This window comes from Pseudomonas sp. P4_C1 (assembly GCF_056402155.1).
This window is the reverse complement of record NZ_JBFUHY010000137.1, coordinates 1-5,192: the sequence shown is the minus strand read 5'-3', so window position 1 is coordinate 5,192 and position 5,192 is coordinate 1. Positions and strand designations below refer to the sequence as shown.

The following is a 5,192-nucleotide window of genomic DNA, read 5'->3' as shown; positions in this document are numbered from 1 at the left end:
CCTTAGCGCCCACCGGAGTCGAGCCCAAACGTTCCTTCCGAACCTGGTCGACCCAGCGGCGCAGGGCCGTAGGACCGATATCCAGGCTGGCGCAGACCTCGGGAACCGACTGTCCCTCGTCCAGCACCATGCTCGCCGCCTTGAGTTTGAACTCACTGGAATAAGATTTACGCATAGCCAAAACACCTCAGATTTGGGCGCCATCATAGCGCCCGATTGAAGTGTCCAAAATCATTAGGCCAGTTCAGCCTGCTCGCGATGGCGGCGTGTCAGGCAGCATTGATGTTGAATGTGACGCCGTCATCGCGAGCAGGCTCGCTCCTACAGGGGAAGGATTTTCAGTGGGTTTCGGCGGTGCACAGCGACCGCCATGCCGCCTGCGCCAGCATGTCCCGGTACGCCTTCGGGCTGCCCTTGACCCGGCCCGACAACCAGGCGCGGCAGTAACTGTCTGCCTGGCCGATGATCAGCGACAGTATCAACTCCCCCGGAAAACTACCCAGTTCATCGCCGTGTGCCCCCAGCCACTTCAGCAACTGCTTGTTGCGTACCTTGTTGCGGGTGGCGAGTTCGTCCTTGAACGGCCCCTTGGTGACGGCAAACCGCGCGTGGTACTGGAACCGCGCCCACTCCGGCTGGCTATCGACCCAATCCACATAACTGTGCACCAGCGCATGCACCCCTGATTGAGTGGTTTTAGCCTCAGCCAGGTAGCTATCGCGCAAACGGGCCTGATCATCGAGGGCGGTAAAAAACAGCGCCGCCACCAGGCCTTCCTTGTTGCCGAAATGGTGATAGATCGCGCCGACACTGGTATCGCATTCGGCGCGGATCATTTCGATGGTGGTGGCCTCGATCCCCTGTTCGTTGAACAGGCCGAGGGCCTTTCTGAAGATGTCGCGCTTGAGTTCGGCGCGTCGTCCGGGGTAGCAGCGTTCGAGCAGGTCGGTGGTTTCCATGCGTAAAAACAGTCCAGGAAAGTCATGGCTGGAGGCTGGCGATTGCCAACGAACAAGTGGCGCTAGGTTGACAGATTTCTCTTTGACAGAATACTGTTCCGTTACAGAACAATATTCCGTTACGGAGCATTGTTCTGCAAACTGTCATCCTCAAGAGGCATCAAAATGAGTCAGTTCCTCAGCATGTTCAACAGTGCAGGGCCGCAAGCGTTCAGCAAAATGGCCTGCCAGGTGGCGCCCTACTTCTCCACCATCAACCCGCTGGTCAAGGATTTGCGCAAAGGCTCGGCCACCGTGCACGTGCCGTTTGCCCGGGAAATCACCAATCATTTGGGGACGGTGCATGCGATTGCCATGTGTAACGCCGCCGAACTGGCTGCCGGGATGATGACCGACGTTTCCATTCCCGCCGGCGCACGCTGGATTCCCAAAGGCATGACCGTCGAATACCTGGCCAAGGCCAAGAGCGATGTGACGGCGGTAGCCGAGGGGGATGCCGTGGACTGGACCACTGAAGGCGACAAGATCGTGCCGGTGGACATTCACGATGCCGAGGGCAAGAAGGTGTTCACGGCGCGGATTACCATGAATGTGAAGCTGGCCTGAAGGCTGACAAAGCTTTCGCAGGCGAATCGGTCAACTGTGGGAGCGAGCTTGCTCCCACAGGGGGATCTGTGGTGTTTGGGGGAGTGCGGTCAGACCAGGCGCAACCGAGGGCCGGCGGCCGGCACCGCATCATCCCCCAACCGCCCCCGCACAAATTCATTGGCCTTGCGCGTCAATTGGTCCAGATGCCGGTCGCGCTGTTTTTCCGCGTCGGTCATGGCCCGCTTGCCATGCTTTTGCAGCAGATAGGTATGAATCTGCCGCACTTCCAGCGAGCTGTAGATCGACGCCACATCCAGCAGTGCCATCAAGCCATCGGTGGCGTGGTCGCGAGTGTTCATCAACACCTGGGTCGCACGCACGCCCACCACCTCGAAGCCCATCGCCTCGAAGTACGGCACCTTGGCCACCGCGCATGTCAGCTCGGCATGGGGATAACGGCCGACCATTTCCCGCAGCATCCGCCGGGCCACGCCCTGGCGCCGATACTCGGCCTGCACCGCCATGTAGGCCACGCCACACGCCTCGGGGTCGTCCTGCACCGGCAGGTACAGTACAAAGCCAATCACCTTTTGCGGATCGTCTTCGTCGGTGGCAACGATCAGCTCCACGGCAATGCCCTTTTCACCGTTCAGCGCCTCCAGATACAGGTGCACCTCATAGCCGATCGCGTATTGATAGAGGTTGTACAGCAGGTTGCTGGGCGGGATCGCGACCATGCTGATGTCGGTCAGGTTGTCGACCACCATCTGCAGGATCTGGCTATTGATGTGCTCGGGGCACGGGGTCTTGAAGTGGCTGATCAGGGGCATTGCGGTGACGGGCTCCGGGAGGCAAGGGCCGCCTATCATAGCGCGCCTGATACGTGCGGTCCGAAAGGTGATGGACAGACATTCCCCATTCATGCGCCATGAGCGTCGCCGGCGTTTGCTTTATGGCTGGAGGCGTTGCGTTTTCGAGACTGGCAGCAGAGTCCGGCACACTTTGTGCTGGATTAACAGGCGTCTTCGCGAACCGGCTCGATCCCCCAGGGGACAGCGGTTTGCCCACAACTCGTTTTTCTGTGGGATCGAGCCTGCTCGCGAGAGCGTCCACTATCACACCCGCCTGTGGTGTGAGTGGGGGGGAATGGGTGGGTGAAGCCCCCAACGTTGAGGATTCCCGCCCACTGCGCCACCACGACCAAAGTCGAATCCATCAAGCGTTTGATATCAAACAGCTATTTTTCTCCCCCCGCCCCCCCGCTTTTGGCGCACCTCTTGCATCGGGCGAATTGCGAATATCAGTCACACCGGCGCGCGCCAAGGGAAACAAAATGAAAAACCCACCTGACCTCAAGTCGCTCGGCTTTTTCCGAAAACCGAGCATCGCCGCTGTGATGCTGATCAACATCAGCCTCGGCAACGCCAACGCCGTACCGCTGGATGATTTCGGCCCGCCACCCCCGACGGACCCCTCGGCGTTTAGCAATCCGCCGGCCGACCTCGATGCCGCGGCGGCTGCCTTGCGGGCCATGCCACCCGTCTACCAGGGCTCCATCGCCCTGCCCAATGGCGCTTTTGGTACCCGCCTCACCACGCCAACGACCGACAACGTGCTGCCGCCAGCCCTGCAGACATCCTTCAAAATCCCCACCAATGGCAAGCCCAGCCCATTGTTCGGGGCCCAGCCGTACACGCAGCAACTGCTGCTGTTCGAAGAATTCGGCACGGAAAAACTCGACCCGACACTGCCGGCACCGCCCCTGACCTTTCCGGTTCCGCTCGTCGGCCCGGCGCCCACGCAGGACCCGAGCAACATCGCCCGTAGCGGCCCTTCGCCCACGGCGCTGGTAGCCTTCATGCGCCAGCCGGGGCTGTTCCCGTTTCCGTCGCAATTTTCCAACGTGCTGGACCGCAACCCGTGGAAAGCGCAGATCGAAGCCTTCCTCAACCGCCATCCGGTCGGCTCGCCGGCCGAAGGTCGGCCGCCAGGAAAAGGCTGGTCGCACCAGCGCTGGAACGAATTCTTCCCGCAGGTCGGCTTCAAAACCGTACAAGCGGGCGCCCAGGTCAACAGCGGCATGCGCGACCGCCGACAGTTGCACAACTACGCCGTCGGTGAGTTCGGGCCGGGCGGGCTCTACAACCAGACCTCGATTACCCCGGTCATTGCGGGCACCACCAAAGGCATCAATGTCCGTTTTCACCCCAACATGCCGATTCAGAACCACAAGGCGCTCTGGACCTTCGACGGCACCTTTCCGCCAAAACTGTTGATGGTGCGTTACGGTCAAGCCGCGCTGATGCGCCACTACAACGCCCTGCCGATCGATCCGGCGGCCAACATGGGCTTTGGYCTGCACACCCTCACCACCCAYGAACACAACGGCCACTCSCCSGCCGAAAGCGAYGGYTTTWCCRRYGCGTTCTTCTTYCCRGGMCAGTACTACGACTATCGCTGGCCGATCCAGTTGGCCGGTTACGACACCATCAACACCACTGCCGAGGACCCACGGGCCGCGTTCCCGTGCGACCCCGGTGAAATCCTGTTCGTCAACGACGCCAGCCCCGGCTTCAAGACCTGCAACAACGGCACCATCAAGATCCGTGGCGACTGGCGCGAAACCATGAGCACCCACTGGTTCCACGACCACATGCTCGATTTCACCGCGCAGAATGTCTACAAGGGCAATGCGACGATGATGAACTACTACAGCGCCGTGGACCGTGGCAACGAGGCGGTCGACGACGGGGTCAACCTGCGCTTGCCCAGCGGTTCGGGGCTGGGGTGGGGTAACCGCGACTATGACGTCAACCTGACGATTGCCGACAAGGCCTGGGACCAGACCGGCCAGTTGTGGTTCAACCCCTTCAACACCGACGGCTTTCTCGGTGACCAGGTGCTGACCAACTGGGAGTTCAAACCCTTCCTGGACGTACGTGCCCGCCGCTACCGTTTCCGCATTCTCAACGGATCGGTTTCTCGCTTCTTCACGCTGGCGGTGGTGCGTCAGGTCAGTGGTAATGGTGGCGAGTTTCCTGGCCCGAACAACTCCGGAGTTTCCTATAACCGGGTGCCGTTCCACATGATTGCCAACGACGGCAATATCATGGAGCACGCGGTGCCGTTCGATGGCAGCCTGGACCTCGATGGCGACGGCGACACGCAGGACCACAATGCCATTCTGCCGATACTGGGCATTGCCGAGCGCTATGACATCGTCGTCGACTTCGCGACAAACGGCATCAGCCCGGGCGACAAGATTTTCTTCGTCAACATTGCGGAGCATGAAGACGGCAAGCGTCCGAAACGCGACATTCCATTGGCGGATGTACTCTCCGAGAAGTACCTGCCCGTGGTCAGGCAAACCAGCCACGGGCCACAGTGGGTCAACGGTGACCCGGGCGTGGGCCTGTTCCTGCAACTCAACGTCCAGCCTTACACCGGCCAGGATGTCAGCATGAATCCGGTCGACTTCGAGCCCGCCAAGCCTGGCAAGCCCGAGGGCAAGTTCATGATCCCCTTGCCCTTGCATCGTGATGACCCTGCGGATATCGCCCGGCTTGCCCAGGCACGGCACCGCACCTTTATCTTTGGCCGCTCCAACGGCACGGACTTCAAGCCCTGGACGATCAAGACCGATGG

5 protein-coding genes are annotated in these 5,192 nt (G+C 60.7%); 2 read left to right on the top strand and 3 right to left on the bottom strand.

Going from position 1 to position 5,192, the window contains the following annotated elements:
- Positions 1-175, bottom strand: a 175-nt coding sequence (locus AC1DU9_RS29420; RefSeq protein WP_457266308.1) for a transposase, incomplete at its 3' end; no start/stop codon positions are given.
- A 163-nt stretch (positions 176-338) separates the two neighbouring features.
- On the bottom strand, positions 339-959 hold the full coding sequence (locus AC1DU9_RS29415; protein ID WP_223464000.1) for a TetR/AcrR family transcriptional regulator: 621 nt from the start codon (positions 957-959) through the stop codon (positions 339-341).
- Positions 960-1,124: 165 nt separating this feature from the next.
- On the opposite strand from AC1DU9_RS29415, the gene AC1DU9_RS29410 reads away from it, so the two are divergent.
- The gene (locus AC1DU9_RS29410; RefSeq protein ID WP_223463999.1) at positions 1,125-1,565 is read left to right on the top strand and encodes a hotdog fold domain-containing protein; all 441 of its coding nucleotides are present in this window, start codon (positions 1,125-1,127) and stop codon (positions 1,563-1,565) included.
- Between the two features lie 89 nt (positions 1,566-1,654).
- On the opposite strand, the gene AC1DU9_RS29405 is transcribed toward AC1DU9_RS29410, so the two are convergent.
- Positions 1,655-2,377: a GNAT family N-acetyltransferase gene (locus AC1DU9_RS29405; RefSeq protein WP_223463998.1), complete on the bottom strand. Its 723-nt coding sequence runs from the start codon at positions 2,375-2,377 to the stop codon at positions 1,655-1,657.
- Between the two features lie 503 nt (positions 2,378-2,880).
- On the opposite strand from AC1DU9_RS29405, the gene AC1DU9_RS29400 reads away from it, so the two are divergent.
- Positions 2,881-5,192: cupredoxin domain-containing protein (locus tag AC1DU9_RS29400; protein ID WP_477811227.1), on the top strand; the 2,312-nt coding region annotated here is incomplete at its 3' end.